Genomic DNA, 17042 nt, shown 5'->3' on the forward strand with positions numbered 1-17042 from the left:
GGATCACCCATGGACAGACCGCCTGCCGTATTCATCGCCGACTCCCTCGGGCTGGATTTCCTCAATTCGATCGCGACGCCGGTCGATACGCCGGTCGACTGGATCAACGATGGCGATGGGCTGATCGATTGGCTGGCGCAGGCGAAGCTGGTGCCCACGGACGAACTGGAGGCGTTGAGGGCACGCGCAAAGCCTGGTGAGTTGGACAAAGTTGCCGATCAGGCGCGGGCCTTGCGCGAATGGTTCAGGGGCTTTGTCCGCAAGCATGCGGGCCGACCGCTCGCGGCGACGGCGCTCAAGGAGCTCGGTCCGCTGAACAGCCTCCTGGAACAGGACGAGGTCTTCAGCCGGATCGAACCGCGGCAGGACGACAGCCATCGTGGCCTTGCGTTGCGGACCACGCGGCACTGGCGATCACCACGGTCGCTGCTGTTGCCGATCGGTGAGGCGATGGCGAAGTTCGTCTGCGACGAAGACTTTTCCGACGTGAAGGCGTGCGAGGGCCATAATTGCACGATGCTGTTCGCGGACCACACCCGTCGCCGCGCGCGGCGATGGTGCATCATGGCGGTCTGCGGCAACCGAGCCAAACAGGCGGCGCATCGCAGCAGGCTCAAGAGCCGGCAGTGATCAGCTGATCGCGCCCACGGAGCCGGTTGACCGGGCCGGTTTCGTGCCGCAAAAACCACCCAATCGGCGGTCAAGAACCGCCGCGGGGAGGCCCCTGCCTCCCGTGGTGGGACTGTAGGACTTGATGATTGATCCCAGGCGACTTGTGGTGTTGGCAGCTTGCGCGCTGCTCGCCTTCAATCCCGGTCTGGCTGCGGCCTCACCCGCAAAGCCAAAGCCGGCTGCAGTCCCGGTGGTCGCGCTGCCGCCTCCGGCTCCGCCGGTCGAGCCGCTGCCGCCGCCGAAGATTTATCTGTTCCGCGGCGCCATGGGGCCGTTCTTCTCGACCGGCATCGATCGGCTCAGCGAGAAGCTGACCAAGGCCGGCTTCTCGGCCGACGTCTACGAATTCACCTTGTGCCGGCTGATCGGCAATCGCGCGATCGACAGCTACAAGGAGAGCCCGGCGCCGATCGTGCTGATTGGCCATTCCATGGGTGGGCTGTGCTCGGTCATCATCTCCGAGATGGCAGCCAAGGAGAACATCCCGATCAGCCTCGTCATCGCCATCGACCCCGCGCACGCAACCGACGACGTGCCGCTCAATGTCGAGCGCTTCATCAACATCTTCCTGTCCGACAGCGTGCTCGGTGGCGGCGATGTGGTGGCGGTACCTGGCTTTCGCGGCCACTATGCCAGCTACGATTTGAAGCTGAACGGCCGCGTCACGCACATCAACATCGAGAAGTCGGACGACATCCATCGCCAGATCGTCGACATGGTGACGCAGTTGCCGCGTATCCAGGCGCAGACCCAGGCTGACGCCGTGCCGCTGCGCTATCAGGTCCCTGGGGACACGCTCGTTGAATTGTGGGACAGCGGCGTGCGCATACCGGTCCGCACCGGCGATACGATGGAGAGCATCGCGGCAACCCATCGCGTGCCGGTCTGGGCCATCGCGCAGAGCAACTCGCTGGTCGAGAACGCCACGCTCACGCCGGGCCAGTCCATCGTCGTGCCCAGACATTTGGCGCCGCCGGACACCGCAGCCGCAATGGCGGCGCCGCCGCCGGCGGCACCTTCGGTGCGGAAGAAGTAGCTTGCCCTCAGACGTTCGAGCAGTGGATCGCGTCGATCACGGCGTCGGTCACGTCCTTCGTCGTCGCCTTGCCGCCGACGTCAGGCGTCAGCACGCCGGCGGCGCAGACCTGCTCGACCGCCTTCATCAGCCGCGCGGCCGCGTCCTTCTCGCCGAGATGCTCCAGCATCTGCGCGCCGGTCCAGAACGTCGCGACCGGATTGGCGATGCCCTTGCCGGTGATGTCGAAGGCCGAGCCGTGGATCGGCTCGAACATCGAGGGGAAGCGGCGCTGCGGATCGATGTTGCCGGTCGGCGCCACGCCGAGGCTGCCTGCGAGTGCACCGGCGAGGTCCGAGAGGATGTCGGCGTGGAGGTTGGTCGCAACGATGGTGTCGAGGCTCTTCGGATGCAGCGTCATGCGCACGGTCATGGCATCGACCAGCATCTTGTCCCAGGTCACGTCAGGGAATTCGGTCGCGACTTCCGCGGCGATCTCGTCCCACATCACCATGCCGTGGCGCTGCGCGTTCGACTTGGTGACCACGGTCAGGAACTTGCGCGGACGCGACTGCGCGAGCTGGAACGCGTAGCGCATGATCCTGCTGACGCCGACACGGGTGAAGACCGCGACTTCGGTGCCGACCTCCTCGGGCAGGCCTCTATGCGCGCGGCCGCCCATGCCGGCATATTCGCCTTCCGAATTCTCGCGCACGATCACCCAGTCGAGATCGCCGACGCCGACGTTACGCAGCGGCGAGGCCACGCCCGGCAGAATCTTGGTCGGCCGCACATTGGCGTATTGGTCAAAGCCCTGGCAGATCGGCAGGCGCAGGCCCCACAGCGTGATGTGATCGGGCACGTCAGGTGCGCCGACCGCGCCGAAATAGATCGCGTCGAACTTCTTCAGCTCGGCGAGCCCATCGGCCGGCATCATCACGCCGTGCTTCTTGTAATAGTCCGAGCCCCAGTCGAAGGTTTTGACATTGAAGGCGATGTCACCGCTGCGCTTCGCCAAGGCCTCAAGCACGCGGATTCCGGCCGAGATCACCTCGGGACCGATGCCGTCGGCGGGAATGGCTGCGATCGAATGTGTGCGCATGGGAAGGCTCCGTTTGGGATGTCGCGCGGTAAGCTTAGGCCGGGCTATGAGGCGGATTCAATTGCCGCTGGTTTATACAAAAAAATGATATAATCATCGCTTGGTGGGACGAGGGAATGTTTGATGGAATTGCATCAGCTCCGATGCTTCGTGGCGGCGGCCGAGCAGCTGCATTTCGGCCGCGCCGCGCAGCATTTGCAGATGCTGCCATCTGCGCTCGGCCGCCAAATCCGTCTGCTGGAAGAGGATCTGGGAACGCGACTATTCGCGCGCACGACCCGGGCTGTCTCGCTCACCGAGGACGGCACCACCTTGCTGCGTGATGCCCGCGCAATCCTTGCCAAGGTGGAGGCGGTCGAGAGCAATCTGCGCAATCGCTCCCGCGCGGGCGCAGCGCGACGGCTGCGGATCGGCGCCGTCGACAGCGCTGCGGCGGGGCTGGTGCCGCCGCTGCTGCGTGACTTCCGCAGCAGGCATCCCGAAGTTTCGGTCCAGCTTCTGGAGGACAAGACCGTCAGGCTGTTGCCAAAGATCCTGACCGGCGCGCTCGATCTCGCTTTCGTCCGTCCGCCCGATCGGGCGGACAAACGGCTCGAGTTTCGCCCGTTGCTTCAGGAAACCGCGATCGTGGCGTTTCCGCAGCGCCATGCGCTCGCGGCACGGAAATCGATCACGCTGGCGGACATTGCGGGCGAGGCGATGCTGGTGCCGGATCGCCGTTCGCGGCCGGACAGCTACAACCTCACCGTCAAGCTGTTCGAGCAGGTGGGCCTGACGCCGCGCATCGTGCAAGTCGCGGACGAGAAGCAGACCATCATCAATCTCGTGGCAACCAAGCTCGGCGTTGCCATCGTGCCGCGCTGGACCACGCGGATGGCGGTTTCGGGTGTGCGCTTCGTGCCGCTCCGACTGAGGCAGAGCGGCCCGGCCGGCCGGCTGCCGCTAGCGGCGGCCTGGCTGCGCGGCTCAAATGATCCGGCCCGCGATGCCATGCTGGCGGTGCTGGAGGCGCGCCTGCGCTCCTATGCGCGGGAGGCGTGAGGGGCTATGACACGGGCTTGGACAAAAGAGGTATGACGCGATGACTGGGCAGAAAGCTTCGAACGAGTTGCGGGTGGCCATCGCCGGGCTGGGTTCGATCGGCAGCAAGATCGCGACCGCGCTCGATCATGGAATCGAGGGGTTGATGCTGTCAGCCGTGGCCCTGCGCGATCCCGCCAAGCATCAGGCGTATCTGGGTGGCCTGCGTCACCAGCCGCAAATCCTGCCGATCGATCAGCTCGGCGAGGTCGCCGACATCGTGGTCGAGTGCGCGCCGAGCAGCCAGTTGCGCGCGATCGTGGAGCCCGCGGTGAAGCGAGGCAGGTCCGCGGTCGTGGTCAGCGTCGGCGGTTTGCTCGACAATTTTGATCTCATCGATCTCGCCCGCGCCAAGGGCGGCCGCATTCTTGTCCCGACCGGCGCGCTGATCGGGCTCGATGCCGTCAACGCCGCCGCGCTCGGCACCATCCATTCGGTGAAGATGGTCACGCGCAAGCCGATCGACGGGCTGAGAGGCGCGCCGTTCATCGTTCAGAACAACATCGACATCGATAGTCTGCGCGAGCCGCTCAAGCTGTTCGAGGGCAGCGCGCGCGACGCCGCAAAGGGCTTTCCTGCCAACGTCAATGTCGCCGTGGCGCTATCCTTGGCGGGCATCGGGCCCGACCGCACCCAGATCCAGGTCTGGGCCGATCCCACTGTGACGCGCAATGTTCATCGCATCGAGGTCGAAGCGGATTCGGCGCGATTCTCGATGGGCATCGAGAACATCCCGTCCGAAAATCCCAAGACCGGGATGATCACCGCGCTGTCGGTGATCGCACTGCTCCGCAAGCAGCGCGCCACGCTGAGCGTTGGGACGTAATTCTTAAGCGCCCGTCACGCGCCAGATCACGTTGCCGACGTCGTCGGCCATCAGCAGCGATCTCTTGTCGGGGCCGATCACGACGCCGACCGGGCGGCCGTAGGATTCCTTCTCGTCCGGGGACAGGAATCCCGACAGGATGTCGCGGCCGGGGCCGGAGGGCTTGCCGTTCGCGAACGGGACGAACACCAGCTTGTAGCCGGACAGCGTGCTGCGATTCCACGAACCGTGCTGGCCGATCACCATGCCGTCTCCGAACCCCGGCAAGGTGCCTGCGGGCATCCAGCACAGGCCGAGCGACGCAGTATGGCCGCCGAGCGCGTAATCAGGTTGAATCGCCTTGGCGACCATCGCCGGATCTTGCGGCACGCGGTCGTCCACCGTCTTGCCCCAATAGCAATAAGGCCAGCCATAGAAGCCGCCCTCGCGCACTGACGTGAGATAGTCCGGCGGCGTCTCGTCGCCGAGTCCGTCACGCTCGTTGACGACGGTCCAGAGCGCGCCGGTGTTCGGCTCCCACGCAAGCCCGACCGGATTGCGCAGGCCGCTCGCGAAGATGCGATGGGTACCGGCGGCGAGATCGAGCTCGTACACCGCGGCCCGGCCTTCCTCCACCTCCATGCCCATCTCGGCGATGTTGCTGAGCGAGCCGACGCCGGCATAGAGCTTCTTGCCGTCGGGACTTGCGAGCAGGCTGCGCGTCCAGTGGCCGCTCGGCTTGAACGTGGTGAGCCGCTTGCCCGGCGCAGTGATGCGATCGGCATTGGCGACGTAAGGAAAGGCCATCACACCGTCGGTGTTGCCGACATAGAAGGTGTCGCCGACCAGCGCCATGCCGAACGGCTGGTTGAGGTTCTCCATGAAGGCGCCGCGAACTTCCGCGACGCCGTCGCCATCCTTGTCGCGCAGCAGCGTGATACGGTTGGCGGAGACGCCGAGCGCCGCGGCACGGCGCATCGTTGCCTGCATCGCATAGTGGAATACGCTGCGCGGGGGGCCTGCGATCTGCGTCGCTTCAGCGATCAGCACGTCGCCACTGGGCAGCACCTCGATCCAGCGGGGATGGTCGAGATCGGTCGCGAACGCGTTGACCTTGAGCCCGGCTGCGGCCGTCGGCTTCTGGCCCTGACTCCAGCCGCGCGCGGTCGGCATCTTCAGGGTCGGGATCGCGCCTTGCGGCTTGGCTTCGGGAATGGCCGGCGTCTGGCCCCAGGCCGGCGCGGCCTCGGTGCCGGTCAGCTTCCGCCATTGCAGCGCGATGCCACCGAGGACTGCGACGAACTGCGCGAAGATGCTGGAAAAGGTCATGCGAAGCCCCTGTCGAAGTTTGGTCGCGCCCATTTTGCGCGCGCATCCAACTGGGTGGCGGTCAAAAGGTCAACCGGGGCGGAACTGGCCCGGTGTCTATTCCCGGGGAATGGCTGCTGATCGAATTTGCATAGGAGATGCTGATCAGTGCCGGACCTGCCGCTCCGCCCGTCGCGCGTGCCTGAAATCGTCGAGGTGATGAACGTTCGGGGTGAACGCGGCCTCCTTGGCGAGGAGATGATAGACGCGCGCGACCGTGCGCTGCTTCAGCTTCGGCCGCCCTGGCGGCAGCGCGCGCGCCTTGCGGACTGCCGCAATCGCGTGCGCACGAAAATAATCATAGGCGTCCGACATGGCGCGATGCTCTGCGTCTGGTGCAGGTGTCGCAGGGCTAACGGGTGAGGGGAGAGGCGGTTCCTGCCTGATCCCGCGCTTACCAATCCGTCATCCTGAGGTGCGAGCCAGGGCGCGCAACGCGCGCCATGGGGAGCCTCGAAGGATGAACGGCCCGGCTGCATCTCGGCCGTGCATCCTTCGAGGCTCGGCTCGCGATGCATGCGCATCGCGAACCTCGCACCTCAGGATGACGGATTAGCAGTGATGCACGCTCTCACCGCGGCGACGTGAACGGGATGATCATGGGCACACGGCGGCAATAGGCGCCGTAGGCGTCCTCGCCGAGTTCCTTCGACAGGAACACCTCTTCCATCCGGCCCTTCTGCCACATGCCGAGCGAGATCAGGATGGCGCCGAGGATGGTCGTCACCAGGCCGATCGCAACGCCGGTCACCAGCATGCCGAAGATCAGCCCGGTGTAGATCGGATGGCGCACGATGCCGTAGGGCCCGGTGTCGATGACGCGGTGATCTTCCTTGTGGGTGATGGTGTTGGACCAGAACTTTCCGAGATGCAGCCGTCCCCACCAGGCGAAGGCGATGCCGGCGATCGAGAGGACCGCGGCGATGGTGATGCCGGTGTTGCCCAGCACCCAGAGCGGCTTCCAGCCCATCACCTCGGCAATGAAGGGCGTGTACAGGATGCCGCCGACCAGGATCGGCAGGCGATAGCGCTGCGACTCCAGCGTCATGACCTGCTTCTTGGTCCGCCCCTGCCAGAACGAGGCGCCCACCCAGCTGGCGAGAAAGGCGAGCCAGATCAGGGCCAGGAGTTCGGTCGGCCAGGTCGTGGTCCAGCCACCCCAGGCGATCGACAGAAGCTTGTTGGAATCGAAGGACATAAGGAAGGTTCTTTGGGTTGGGGAGCAGATCAGCTCGCGCGCGAGGAGAGCGCGTGATGCTCGATGGCATCGGAGGCGGCCTGGCCGCCGCGGGCGAGCAGATGGGTGATGGTTTCGCGCAGCACCGGCTCGATCGGGCGCGGCGCATAGCCCAGCTCGTCACGGGCCTTGCCGATCGAAAGGTCGCTCGCGGCAAGCGCGATGCGCACGCCCTCGGCGGTGCCGTTGGGCGGACGATGCGTGATGTGATCAGATATCTTCTCGAGCAAGATCGCGGAGAGTTCGGCGATCTTGCCGGGAACGACGATCGGAAGATGCCGCCGACCGCTCATCGCCGACATCATTCGCAGGATCTGCCCGAGCCTGACGCAATCGCCGCCGAGGATGTAGCGCTGGCCGATGCGGCCACGCTCCATCGTCAGCACCAGGCCCATGGCGACGTCGCGGACGTCGACGAGATTGACCAGGAAGTCGAGATGCGGCTGCACCTTCTTCTGCAGGAAGTACCACAGCATCGCCGTCGGCGGCGTCAGATTGTGGTCGGCAGCGCCGATCGGCATGGTCGGAGTGCCGATCACGAGCGGGAAGCCGCTGGCCGCGGCCTTCGCCGCGTGATGCTCCGCGAGCGATTTCGAACGCGTATAGGCGCCGGGCATTGCGTCGGCCGGCTGCAAGGCTTCCTCGGCGGCCACGCCGTTGAGGTTGGCGTAGGGGAACAGGATCGATTCCGTCGAGCAATGCAGGAAGCGCGAGACGTTGCGCTTCATCGCAGCCGCAAGCACGACCTCGGTGCCGCGGAAATTGACGTCGTGGAAGTCCTGCTTGTTGGCGACCCACATGCCGGGCAGGCCGGCAAGGTGATAGACCTGATCTACCCCGGAAACCGCAGCATCGACTGTCGCAGCGTCGAGCACCGAGCCGGGCACATACTCGACGTCCGCATTCGCGGTCGCCGGCGGGCGGACATCGAGCACGCGCACCCGCTGCCCACGGGCGCGGAGCGCTTCGACGAGATGCTGTCCGATGAAACCGCTGCCACCGGTAACCAGTACGAGAGCCATGAAGTAGGTTTTGCTGTTCCGCTTGAGAAAGCTATCGGGTTGAAAGGGAGTTGGCCGGAAGAGGCGCCAGAATCGCGGCAAGGTCGCGACGGAAGCCCAGTGCAATGAACAATTTTGCCATGACAAACATCGGTCCCAGCAACAAATGCGACGGAAACGTGAACAACGAGGCTTCGCGCCCCTCAAAAACCTTGTGGCCGATGGTCTGCGCGGCGAGGCCGAGCACGACCAGGGCGGCGAAGACCGCCCACATCGTCACGGTGCTCACTTGCGCCGCAATGGTCGATGCGATCGAGAACAGCACGATGGAGACCGCCAGAATGCCGGCCCCGAGCGCCACATCGAGCAGCAGCCAGTAGATCAGAACCGGCAAGGCCAGGAGCACCGCAAGGCTGACCTCGGACCCGAACAGCGGGACCTTCACCAGCGTCAGCGGCATCACCGCGCCGGTGAACAGCAGGAGGATGCCCACCACATGCATCGCCGTGTTCCGGGGATCGCGATGGTACTCGACATAAACGGCAAGTTGGCGTTGAAACAAGCCACCCATCTTGGTCTCATGCAGCACGGGGTCGGGAAGGGCGAAAACAGCCTATAGCACCTGGGAGGGCAGCGCACAAACCGGCACTATTGTCGCGCAAGGCCTTGTTGTCGCGCTGTGAGACAGGTCACAAAATAATCAGAACTTCAAGGGGTTCCGTTGGCCGCGAAGTCTGCACGCTTAATGCTTCTTGGCGGGCTTTTTCGCCGCAGGCGCAGGGGCTGTTGCGGGATGCGCGGGCGCTTCTTCGGGCACTTTGGCAAAGGTCAGGATTTGCAACTGGCCGTTGACGGGTGAGGTCGGCTTGGCACGGTCGAGGAACTGCTCCTCGCCGAGACCGATCGGCTGCAGCCGCTTGGTCGAAATCTTGAACGTGTTCACCAGTACGTCGCGGATTGCATCGGCCCGGCGCTGGCTCAGGATCGCGTTGGCCTCGCGCGTCTTCGAACTGGATTCGACGTGGCCGACGATCAGGAACGTATAGGGCAGCAGCGAGGCGTGAACCAGCGCGTCGGCGATCCGGCCGACGGTCTGGTAGGATTCCGGCTGGATGATCGGCGTGTCGGCGTCGAACTGGATCTGCGCATTGAAGGCGGGCAGCTTGGCGAGGTCAGGCGCGATCGGCGGCCGGTTCACCGGACCCGGATCGTTCTTGATCCTGGCCTTGGCCCGTTCCATCACCTGCTGCTTCAGCGCGGGGAAGTCGACCTCAGGGGTCTCCTCGAAATGATTGAGCTTGCCGACGATATCGTCGCGGGTCGGCGCAGTCTGTGCAAAGGCTGCGCCGGCGAGCAGCGCGAGGCCCAACGCGATGCCGATGCCCGCGGCGATGTGCCCGGTTGCGCGCATCATCGATACCCCGCCTCGTCGACGGCCTTCAGGCAGTTGTTGCTGATGCCCTTAGGCGTCGAGACCAGGCAGGGGATCGACTTGCTGGTCTCCTTGGTCGAGCCGCCGCAGACCTTGACGATCTCGCGCTGGCAGGCGTTCGCCACGGTGACGCGGGCGGCGACGCGCTTCTGGATGGCGTCGAACGCGGTGAGGTAGTCGCTCAGGCACTGTTGGGAGAGCACGTCCCGGTTGCGGGACAGACACTCCTTCAGGCGCGTGGAATCAGGATTGACGCCGCGGCAATTGGCGACGATTTCCGCGCCGCAGCTCCTGGCCAGCAGCCCGATCGAATCGCCAAAGCTCATGGTCTCCGCCGTCGCGAGCGACGGCATCCCCAATGCAAGCACGACTGATGTGACGAAGCCCCGGACCATGATTGCATCTGATACGGGGAAGTTCGCCATGGTCAAGGGCTGATCGCCCCCGAACTGTCAGGAGCCCGGCGAGTGCGGCGAACAGTCCTCACTCCGCAGCGAGGGGTGGCCACTCGATCAGGACGGCCGTGTGGTTCCGGATCGCCTCGGCAAATTCCGGGGCGGCCTTCAGCTCGTCCAATGTCCTGGGCGGAGGAAGCTCGCGGCCGTTCTCGATCAGCTCCTCCGCATAGAACGTGATCGCGTCGGGCGCGCTCTCCAGCGCCTCCTCGACGTCGTCGCCGCCGGAGATGCAGCCGGGCAGGTCGGGAAACCACAGGCTGACGTCATCAGGGCCATTGTCTTCGATGATGGCAACGTACCGAGGCATGCAGGCTCACGCCCGCTGCACAAAACTGTCCACGACCTTCTTCTCGCCGGCCTTGTCGAAGGCGATGGTGAGCTTGTTGCCGTCGATCTTGGTGACGCGGCCGTAGCCGAATTTCTGGTGGAAGACGCGGTCGGACAGCGAGAATTCCGAGGTCGTGCCGGTGGATTTCGCGACCAGCTCGCCTTCGATCGTCAGGGGACCGCGGCGGCGCGAGGAGAAGCTGCCGAAATCGGGGCCTGAAGACGACGACGTGGAGAATGTCGCGGCTTCCTCCTCGAAGCTGCCGCTTCGACCGCCGCCACGATTGCGGTTGCCTTCTCGGTTGGCCTGGGCGCGCTGCCAGCCCGGCGTGGTGTAGCTTGATCCGAACGCCTCCATGTCGTCGAAGCGCGAGGCGCCGTAGCCGCCGGTGCCGCCCCAGGCCGAGCCGCCCTTGGATTCCGTGATCTCGACATTGGCCGCCGGCAATTCGTCGAGGAAGCGCGACGGGATCGTGGTGGACCAGGTGCCATGGATGCGCCGGTTGGTCGCGAAATAGATCATGGCGCGGCGGCGGGCACGGGTCAGGCCGACATGGCCGAGCCGGCGCTCTTCCTCAAGTCCCGCGCGGCCCTGTTCGTCCAGCGTGCGCTGGCTCGGGAACAGGCCTTCTTCCCAACCGGGCAGGAACACGTTGTCGAATTCGAGGCCCTTGGCGGAGTGCAGCGTCATCAGCGACACCGCGTCGTCCTCGGCGCCGCCCTCGCGGTCCATCACCAGTGAGATGTGCTCGAGGAAGCCTTGCAGGTTCTCGAACTCCTCCATCGAGCGCACCAGCTCTTTGAGGTTCTCCAGCCGGCCCGCGGCATCGGCCGAACGGTCCTTCTGCCACATCTCGGTGTAGCCGCTCTCGTCGAGCACGATCTGGGCGAGGTCCGTATGCGCGGTGACCTCGCGCTGGGCGCGCCAGCGATCGAACTGGGCGACGACGTCGCGCAGGGATCCGCGCGCCTTCGGCTTCAGCTCGTCGGTTTCGACCACGGCGCGCGCCGCTTCGAACAGCGGAATCCGCCGCTTGCGGGCGTGATCGTGCAGCAACTGGATGGTGGCATCGCCAAGACCGCGCTTGGGCACGTTGACGATGCGCTCGAAGGCGAGATCGTCGGCCGGCGAATTGATAACGCGCAGGTACGCCAGCGCATCGCGGATCTCGGCCCGCTCGTAGAAGCGCGGGCCGCCGATGACGCGATAGGGCAGGCCGAGCGTGACGAAGCGGTCTTCGAATTCGCGCATCTGGTAGGACGCGCGCACGAGGATCGCGATCTCGTTGAGCTTCTCGCCCTGGCGCTGCAGCTGCTCGATCTCCTCGCCGATGCCGCGAGCTTCCTCTTCCGAATCCCACGAGCCCGTCACCGTGACCTTCTCGCCCTCGACGTCCTCGGTGCGCAGCGTCTTGCCGAGCCGGCCTTCATTGTGCGCGATCAGATGCGAGGCGGCGGCGAGGATGTGGCCGGTCGAACGGTAATTGCGCTCGAGGCGAATGACTTTTGCGCCCGGAAAATCGTGCTCGAAGCGCAGGATGTTGTCGACCTCGGCACCCCGCCAGCCATAGATCGACTGGTCGTCGTCGCCGACGCAGCAGATGTTTTTGGTGGGGCCTGAGGGAGCCACCGTCATTCCGGGATGCGCCGGAGGCGCAGACCCGGAATCTCCAGCCGAGGACTCATCTCCGGATTCCGGGTTCAGGCCTTCGGCCTGCCCCGGAACGACGGCGGGAGTGGTGGGCTTCGCCGCCCCCGGCGCTTGCGACAGCAGCCGCAGCCACAGATATTGCGCGACGTTGGTGTCCTGATACTCGTCGACCAGGATGAATTTGAAGCGCTGCTGATACTGCCGCAGGATATCCGGGTGCTCGCGGAAGATGCGGATGTTTTCCAGCAGCAGATCGCCGAAATCGGCGGCGTTCAGGATCTTCAGCCGCTCCTGGTAGCTCGTATAGAGCTTGCCGCCCTTGCCGTTGGCGAACATCGCGGCCTCGCCCGAGGGCACCTGTGACGGCATCAGGCCGCGGTTCTTCCAGCCGTCGATCAGGCCGGCGAGCATCCGCGCCGGCCAGCGCTTGTCGTCGATGTTCTCGGCCTGCAGCAGTTGCTTGAGCAGCCGCACCTGGTCGTCGACATCGAGCACGGTGAAGTTCGACTTGAGCTGCGCCAGCTCTGCATGGAAGCGCAGGATGCGGCCGCCGATGGAGTGGAAGGTGCCGAGCCACGGCATGCCTTCGACGGCGTGGCCGAGCATCTGGCCGAGCCGGTGCTTCATCTCGCGCGCGGCCTTGTTGGTGAAGGTCACCGACAGGATCTCGGCGGGGCGGGCGCGGCCCTGGCTCAGGATATGGGCGATGCGCGTGGTCAGCACGCGCGTCTTGCCGGTGCCGGCACCGGCCAGCACCAGGACCGGGCCGTCCAGCGTTTCGACAGCTTCGCGCTGCTCCGGATTGAGTCCGGTGAGGTATTTCGGGCCCACCGAGGCGCGCGCACGCGCGGCGATGCCGCCGGCTGCGGGCTGGTGGTCGGGTACGCCTGTGATCTTGCTCGGCTCGGTCATGCGAATCATTTGGCCCCACGATGGCACCGCGGGGTGACGGGAGGGAGCCTTCTTAACAGGGATTAGCGCCTATATGGGGCGGCGGGGAGAGGTTTTCCACGTGCACGGCGGCCCGATTTGTTCCAGCGCGAGCTGCGAATTTCGCCGTTATGCGTGCCGGAACCATCGTTCCCGCGTCGAGATTGTCTGGATAGGTGGCGCGGGCAGCCGCGCCGATCGCCGACAGACATCAAGACGAGGGTTTGACCATGCTAGGCTGGGTTGTGACGTTTCTGGTTATCGCACTGATCGCCGGCATCTTGGGCTTCGGCGGCATCGCCGGCGCCTCGGTCGAGATCGCCAAGATCATCTTCTTCATCGCGGTCGTCCTGTTCCTGGTCTCGGCCGTGGTCGGATTGGCCCGCGGCCGCAGGATCTAGCGCCCTTCACCTCTCGCCGCTGGGAGAGGTGAGGCAAGCGCCGGGCATCAGCGTTTGACTGGCATCGCCACGCTGCGGCCGATGCCCTCGGGCTGCGCCAGGGCGCTATGGGTCCTGCCAATGCCCGCGATGCGCTGCTGGATGTCGGGCGGAAACGGCGCAACGCGCCGCGCCTTCATGTCCATGTGCAGCGACATGTTCTCGGAGGTGGCCGACAGCCAGCCCTCCGTCCCATGCCTCATCTCCTCGAACGTATGTAGCCGCTTGTCGTCGGCGGCCAGCAGCCACACCAGGATCTGCACGGGATCGCCGAGATGGATCTCGCGCAAATAGCGCACATGGCATTCGGCGGTGAAGGTCGAGCCGTGGCGCTCGTTCTTGTAGACCGGACCAATCCCGAGCTCGAGCCAGAACTCGTCGATCGCCCGGTCGAACATCACGTTGTAATAGGCCATGTTGAGATGGCCGTTATAGTCGATCCATTGCGGCTCGATCTGCATGATCGAGCTTCTGAACGGCTCGGCGGGCTTCGAAGCGGCACTCTCCGGCATGTCTCATTCCCTGGCTATGCGTCCGGTCGCTTGACTTGACCGGTCAGATGTCCTTTGCCACGGTTTGTTCTGTCGGGAGGACGATCCGTGGGTACGACCATCACCAATAATCCGCCGCGGCCGGAGCCGAAAGCCCTCGCGAGCGCGCTGGAGCAGCTTGCCGCACGCTTCGGCAACCGCCTCATCACCTCGCAGGCCGTCCGCGAGCAGCACGGCCACACCACCACATGGATCGTCAACCAGCCGCCCGACGGCGTGGTGATGGCGCAGGAGACCGCCGACATCCAGGACGTGGTGCGGATCTGCGCAAGGAACGGCGTGCCCGTCATTCCCTTCGGCACCGGCACCTCGCTCGAAGGTCAGGTCAACGCGCCCGCCGGCGGCATCTCGATCGATCTGCGCGACATGAACAAGGTGCTCGCGGTGCATGCCGAGGACCTTGATTGCGTGATCCAGCCCGGCGTGACCCGCAAGGCGCTCAACGAGCACTTACGCGACCAGGGCCTGTTCTTCCCGATCGATCCCGGCGCCGATGCCTCGCTCGGCGGCATGGCTTCGACGCGTGCCTCAGGCACCAATGCGGTGCGCTACGGCACCATGCGCGACAGCGTGCTGGCGCTGAAGGTGGTGCGCGGCGACGGCGAGATCATCACCACAGGGACGCGCGCCAAGAAATCGTCCGCCGGCTACGACCTGACGCATCTGTTCGTCGGTGCCGAAGGCACGCTCGGCATCATCTCGGAGCTGACCATCCGTCTGCGCGGCATCCCCGAGACGATCGCGGCGGGCGCGGTCTCGTTCGTGTCCGTGCACGGGGCGTGTCAGGCCGTGATCCTGGCAATCCAGACCGGCATTCCGGTGGCGCGCATCGAGCTGCTCAATGCCGCGCAGGTCAAGGCCTGCAACGCCTATTCGAAGCTGACGCTGCCGGAGACGCCGCTGCTCTTGATGGAATTCCACGGCAGCGAGATCGAGGTCGCCGAGCAGTCCAAGGCGTTCGGCGAGATCGCCAAGGACTGCGGCGGCGGCGATTTCTCCTGGACCACCAAGCCGGAGGATCGCACGAAACTTTGGCAGGCGCGCCACGATGCCTATTGGTCCGTCAAGGCACTCCGCCCCGGCGACAGCATCGGCGTGGTCGCAACCGATGTCTGCGTGCCGATCTCGCGGCTTGCCGATTGCGTCAGCGAGACCGAGGAAGATCTCAAGCGTCTCAATTTGCTGTCGCCGATCGTCGGCCATGTCGGCGACGGCAATTTCCACTGCTCGCTGGTCTGCGACACCAACGACGCCGACGAGATGGCGCGCGGCGAGGAGTTCATGCATCGCCTGGTCGAGCGCGCCCAGGCAATGGACGGAACCTGCACCGGAGAGCATGGCATCGGCCAGGGCAAGCAGAAATACCTCAAGGCCGAGCTCGGCCCCGAGGCGCTCGATGCGATGCGCGCGCTGAAAAAGGCACTCGATCCGCAAAACATCTTCAACCCCGGCAAGATCGTGCCGGAGGCGTAGCCTGTCGCGCCCGCGGAACTTTCCGCGGCCACGCCGGTTCCGTCTCCCGAACAATTTCCGATGCCTCCATGGCGCGGCTTCTTTCGGAGGATGCGATGTTGCGACCGGTCATTGGACTCGCCGCTGCGGCGCTTGCCTGCGTGCTGGCGGGCACGGCTCTGGGTAAAGGCGGAGGCGGCCATGGCGGTGGTGGTCACGGCGGTGGTGGTCACGGCGGCGGGCACGGCGGTGGCCATTTTCATGGCGGCGGACATGGTGGTGGTCATCATGGTGGTGGTCATGGTGGTGGGCACGCGCATGGTGGCGGGCATCATGGCGGACCCCGCTTTGCGGCGGGCGCGCGACATGGCGGTCCGAACTTCGGTCGGATTCGCAATGCGGCCGTCGGCCCGGCGCATTTCCGCAGTGCACTCAATCTGCATTCCAGTGCTTTCCGCAACGGTCGGCTGATCAGCAATCCCGCGGCGCGCGCCCAGATCGCAGCGGCGGCGGCGCTTGCCGGCTGGCATGGTGCAAGCAGCGGATGGTGGCAACATCCAGGAGGCGGTTACGGCTGGGTCGGACCGCTGTTCTGGCCGTTCGCCTACAACGATCTCTACGACTACACGATCTGGGGCGACGGTCTCGGTTTCTGGGGCTACGGCTATCCGGACATCTATGCAGGCCTGTTCGCGCCCTATGGCTATGACGGTTTGTCAGCCTATCTGCCGTCGCGGCCGCAGGGTCGCCGGCAAGCGCGTGGTGTGGCGCTGGATCAGCTTTGCGGCAGCGATCGCCGCGAGATCGTCGGTCTGCCGATCGACCAGATTGCCGCCGCGGTACAGCCGACCGAAACGCAAGGTGCAAGCCTCGACGAGCTCGGCAATGCCTCGATCGATGCGGCCGGGATCATCCGCGCCTCCTGCCCGACGCAGGTCGCGGCGACGGCACCCGGCCGGCTGGCGGCGATGCAGCAGCGCATCGAGGCGATGGAGAAGGCCGTCGATCTCGTGCAGCCCGCGCTCGATAAATTCTACGGCTCGCTGACCGACGAACAGAAGCTGCGCTTCAACGCGCTCGCCGAAAACCAGCGGCGCGCGACGGATTCCGGCAGTGCCGGGACGTCGCTGATCCAGAATTGCGGTACGCCCGCCGCGCTCGATTGGCCCGGTGCCGACATCGAGGCGAGGCTTCGTCCGAGCGACACCCAGCGCGCCGCGCTGCAAGTGCTCCAGGACACGAGCGCCAGGGCCAGCGCATCGCTGAAGGCGGCGTGCCAGCCGGCCGACGTGATGACGCCACCGGCGCGCATGGCAGCGGTCCGCAAGCGGCTCGATGTCATGCTGGACGGCGTCAAGTCGGTTCGCGCCGCGCTGGAGGATTTCTACGGCACGCTCAGTGACGAGCAGAAGGCGCAGTTCGAGGCCATCGGACCGCGTCGGACGTCCTGAACGCGCCCGAGAAACTGTACCGCAAAAATCGCCTCGCCGATCCCGGTTGGGCTCTCTATGCTGAGTGAGC

Annotated in this window: 18 protein-coding genes; 7 read left to right on the forward strand and 11 right to left on the reverse strand. The window is 65.4% G+C overall.

What is annotated here, in order from left to right; genetic code table 11:
• Window positions 1-9: 9 nt before the first annotated feature.
• Both ACNJX9_RS11630 and ACNJX9_RS11635 read left to right on the forward strand, forming a co-directional pair.
• Window positions 10-630 (forward strand): CGNR zinc finger domain-containing protein, encoded by a 621-nt coding sequence (locus ACNJX9_RS11630; RefSeq protein ID WP_439408880.1) that lies wholly within the window; start codon window positions 10-12, stop codon window positions 628-630.
• 124 nt (window positions 631-754) lie between these two features.
• On the forward strand, window positions 755-1708 hold the full coding sequence (locus tag ACNJX9_RS11635; protein WP_439408881.1) for a LysM peptidoglycan-binding domain-containing protein: 954 nt from the start codon (window positions 755-757) through the stop codon (window positions 1706-1708).
• Between the two features lie 7 nt (window positions 1709-1715).
• On the opposite strand, the gene ACNJX9_RS11640 is transcribed toward ACNJX9_RS11635, so the two are convergent.
• On the reverse strand, window positions 1716-2789 hold the full coding sequence (locus ACNJX9_RS11640) for a tartrate dehydrogenase (protein WP_439408883.1): 1074 nt from the start codon (window positions 2787-2789) through the stop codon (window positions 1716-1718).
• Between the two features lie 123 nt (window positions 2790-2912).
• Between ACNJX9_RS11640 and ACNJX9_RS11645 the strand changes: the two genes are divergently transcribed.
• On the forward strand, window positions 2913-3830 hold the full coding sequence (locus tag ACNJX9_RS11645) for a LysR substrate-binding domain-containing protein (protein WP_439408885.1): 918 nt from the start codon (window positions 2913-2915) through the stop codon (window positions 3828-3830).
• Between the two features lie 40 nt (window positions 3831-3870).
• Entirely contained in the window at window positions 3871-4695 is an 825-nt protein-coding gene (locus ACNJX9_RS11650; protein WP_439408886.1) for an aspartate dehydrogenase, read from the forward strand.
• Between the two features lie 3 nt (window positions 4696-4698).
• Here ACNJX9_RS11650 and ACNJX9_RS11655 read toward each other — a convergent pair whose 3' ends face one another.
• The 9 genes from ACNJX9_RS11655 to ACNJX9_RS11695 all read right to left on the reverse strand — a co-directional run bounded on the left by ACNJX9_RS11655 (window position 4699) and on the right by ACNJX9_RS11695 (window position 13069).
• A complete protein-coding gene (locus tag ACNJX9_RS11655) occupies window positions 4699-6003 on the reverse strand; it encodes a PQQ-dependent sugar dehydrogenase (RefSeq protein WP_439408887.1) in 1305 nt (434 codons plus the stop codon).
• Window positions 6004-6147: 144 nt separating this feature from the next.
• Window positions 6148-6357 (reverse strand): hypothetical protein, encoded by a 210-nt coding sequence (locus ACNJX9_RS11660; protein WP_057747292.1) that lies wholly within the window; start codon window positions 6355-6357, stop codon window positions 6148-6150.
• 256 nt (window positions 6358-6613) lie between these two features.
• Window positions 6614-7240, reverse strand: coding sequence for a methyltransferase family protein (locus tag ACNJX9_RS11665; protein WP_439408889.1), 627 nt, complete (start codon window positions 7238-7240; stop codon window positions 6614-6616).
• A 29-nt stretch (window positions 7241-7269) separates the two neighbouring features.
• Window positions 7270-8301: an NAD-dependent epimerase/dehydratase family protein gene (locus ACNJX9_RS11670; RefSeq protein WP_439408891.1), complete on the reverse strand. Its 1032-nt coding sequence runs from the start codon at window positions 8299-8301 to the stop codon at window positions 7270-7272.
• Between the two features lie 31 nt (window positions 8302-8332).
• Entirely contained in the window at window positions 8333-8851 is a 519-nt protein-coding gene (locus tag ACNJX9_RS11675; RefSeq protein WP_057747308.1) for an Mpo1 family 2-hydroxy fatty acid dioxygenase, read from the reverse strand.
• Window positions 8852-9022: 171 nt separating this feature from the next.
• Window positions 9023-9691 (reverse strand): OmpA family protein, encoded by a 669-nt coding sequence (locus ACNJX9_RS11680; protein WP_439410042.1) that lies wholly within the window; start codon window positions 9689-9691, stop codon window positions 9023-9025.
• Window positions 9691-10107, reverse strand: a complete 417-nt coding sequence (locus tag ACNJX9_RS11685; protein WP_057747289.1) for a hypothetical protein — start codon at window positions 10105-10107, stop codon at window positions 9691-9693. Before ACNJX9_RS11685 ends, ACNJX9_RS11680 begins: the two co-directional genes overlap by 1 nt.
• An 88-nt stretch (window positions 10108-10195) precedes the next feature.
• A complete protein-coding gene (locus tag ACNJX9_RS11690) occupies window positions 10196-10477 on the reverse strand; it encodes a type II toxin-antitoxin system HicB family antitoxin (protein WP_057747288.1) in 282 nt (93 codons plus the stop codon).
• A gap of 6 nt (window positions 10478-10483) precedes the next feature.
• Window positions 10484-13069, reverse strand: coding sequence for an ATP-dependent helicase (locus ACNJX9_RS11695; RefSeq protein WP_439408893.1), 2586 nt, complete (start codon window positions 13067-13069; stop codon window positions 10484-10486).
• Window positions 13070-13308: 239 nt separating this feature from the next.
• Between ACNJX9_RS11695 and ACNJX9_RS11700 the strand changes: the two genes are divergently transcribed.
• Window positions 13309-13479, forward strand: coding sequence for a DUF1328 domain-containing protein (locus ACNJX9_RS11700; RefSeq protein WP_027529527.1), 171 nt, complete (start codon window positions 13309-13311; stop codon window positions 13477-13479).
• Window positions 13480-13526: 47 nt separating this feature from the next.
• Here ACNJX9_RS11700 and ACNJX9_RS11705 read toward each other — a convergent pair whose 3' ends face one another.
• Window positions 13527-14030, reverse strand: coding sequence for a thioesterase family protein (locus ACNJX9_RS11705; RefSeq protein ID WP_057747285.1), 504 nt, complete (start codon window positions 14028-14030; stop codon window positions 13527-13529).
• Between the two features lie 87 nt (window positions 14031-14117).
• Here ACNJX9_RS11705 and ACNJX9_RS11710 point away from each other — a divergent pair, with 87 nt between their 5' ends.
• Together ACNJX9_RS11710 and ACNJX9_RS11715 are read left to right on the forward strand one after the other, a co-directional pair.
• On the forward strand, window positions 14118-15542 hold the full coding sequence (locus ACNJX9_RS11710) for an FAD-binding oxidoreductase (RefSeq protein WP_057747284.1): 1425 nt from the start codon (window positions 14118-14120) through the stop codon (window positions 15540-15542).
• A 95-nt stretch (window positions 15543-15637) separates the two neighbouring features.
• Window positions 15638-16972: a Spy/CpxP family protein refolding chaperone gene (locus ACNJX9_RS11715; protein WP_057747306.1), complete on the forward strand. Its 1335-nt coding sequence runs from the start codon at window positions 15638-15640 to the stop codon at window positions 16970-16972.
• The last annotated feature ends 70 nt before the right edge of the window (window positions 16973-17042 follow it).

This window comes from Bradyrhizobium sp. BLXBL-03, assembly GCF_051853015.1.
GTDB classification, from domain to species: domain Bacteria; phylum Pseudomonadota; class Alphaproteobacteria; order Rhizobiales; family Xanthobacteraceae; genus Bradyrhizobium; species Bradyrhizobium manausense.